Annotated in this window: 2 protein-coding genes; both read right to left on the bottom strand. The window is 76.0% G+C overall.

Annotated features, from left to right (window positions below; all coding sequences use genetic code 11):
- On the bottom strand, nucleotides 1-525 hold a 525-nt coding region (locus E1283_RS36000; RefSeq protein WP_132822364.1), incomplete at its 3' end, for a DUF4129 domain-containing protein.
- Nucleotides 526-529: 4 nt separating this feature from the next.
- Nucleotides 530-1639, bottom strand: a 1110-nt coding sequence (locus E1283_RS37855) for a DUF7544 domain-containing protein (RefSeq protein WP_165956373.1), incomplete at its 5' end; no start/stop codon positions are given.

Here is a 1639-nt window from a genome sequence, read left to right as displayed (position 1 = left end):
GGGCAGCGGGCGGGCGGCCTCGGTGGCGGCCTCGGTGGCGGTGCGGCCGGGGCGTGGTTCGAGGAGGGCGCGTTCCTCCAGGGTGCGGACGATGGCCCGCAGCCGCTCCTGGACGGCCTCGGCCCAGCGGCCCGCCGCGGCGTGTTCCTCCGCGGCGGCCCGGTGTTCGGCGGCGGTGCGCGGCCGGTCGTCGAAGAGTCCGCCGGTGGAGCGGGGGCCCGTGGCGTCGCGCAGGGCGCCGAGGCGCAGTCGCAGCGCGACCAGCGCGGCCACGACGAGCACGACGATGACCAGCAGGCCGAGCCAGCCGCCCGGGGTGTGGAAGGCGACGTCGTCGAGGACGCCGAAGACGTTGTCCCAGATCCAGTTCCAGACGCGGCGGGGCAGGCTGGGCTCGTGTTCGGCGTAGGCGGGCTTGGACAGCTCCCGCCGTGCCTCGCGGGCGGCCTCGTCGCGGTCGACGGTGACGGGCGGGGTGGGATCGTCCCACCGCCGCGAGGTGATCGCCGGGAGGGGCGACGGCACGGCGTCAGTTCCCCGGCGCGGGGGCGTCGCCCAGGCCGGCCGCGCGGGCCAGCTCGATGTCGAGCGCCTCGCGGCGGATGCGCTGGTCGATGTAGAGGAGGGCGGTGACGCCGGCGCCGACGGGGAGGGTGACGGCGGAGGAGAGGACGGCGCCGATGCCGGAGATGGCCAGGTACGTCCAGGACATGTCGGTGAGGCTGCCCTCGAGGAAGCCGCTGCCGCCGCCGGCGACGACCTCGGCGACGAGCGTCGCGGGGAGCTCGATGATCCCGCCCACGATGGTGAGCAGCACGACGATCAGCAGCTGGATGCCGAAGACCCGCCACCAGGAGCCGGTGACCAGCTTCCAGGAGCGGCGCAGCGCGGTGAGGACGCCCTGGCGTTCCAGCATCAGGGCGGGGGCGGCGAGGGAGAGCTGGATCCAGAGCCAGACGGCGAGGACCAGGCCGCCGACGGCGCCGAGGGCGATGAGGAGGCCGGAGCCGGCGAGGGCGCCGACCAGCAGGGGGGCGGCCATGCCGAGGCCGGCGATCAGCGGGACGAGGAGCACCAGGCCGAGGAGGCGGAGCAGGCGGCCGCGGGAGTCCTGCCAGGCCTCGCCGACGGTGACGCCGCGGCCGATGACGGCGCGGCTGACGACGACGGTGAGCAGGGCGGTGGCCAGCACGTTGCCGAGGAGGGACGCGACGCCGGTGACGGTGCCGAAGCCGAGGAGGTCGCCGAAGGCGTCGCGGAGCTCCTCGTCGGTGGGGTTGGGGTTGTCCTCGAGGGCGGTGAGGCCGGTGCTGCCGGAGAGCCAGGTGTGCAGCGCGACGGAGGAGAGCAGCTGGATGACGATGGCTATCGGGAGGGCTATGGCGAGCACGGTGCGCCAGTGGGCGCGGGCCGTGGAGACCGCCCCGTCGAGTATCTCGCCGACGCCGAGGGGGCGTAGCGGGATGACGCCCGGCTTGGGCGGCTGGGGCGGCGCCTGCCAGCCGCCCGGCGCGCCCCATCCCGGCTGTCCCCAGCCCGGTTGCTGTCCCCATCCCGGCTGTCCCCAGCCGGGATGGCCGCCCCAGCCCGGCTGGGTGGGCGGCTGCTGTGGGGGCGGTGCGGTGCCCCAGCCCTGGGG

The sequence above is a fragment of the Streptomyces hainanensis genome (assembly GCF_004348415.1).
Lineage (GTDB): Bacteria > Actinomycetota > Actinomycetes > Streptomycetales > Streptomycetaceae > Streptomyces > Streptomyces hainanensis.
The sequence above is the reverse complement of the archived record's forward strand: the minus strand, read 5'-3'. Positions and strand labels throughout refer to the sequence as shown.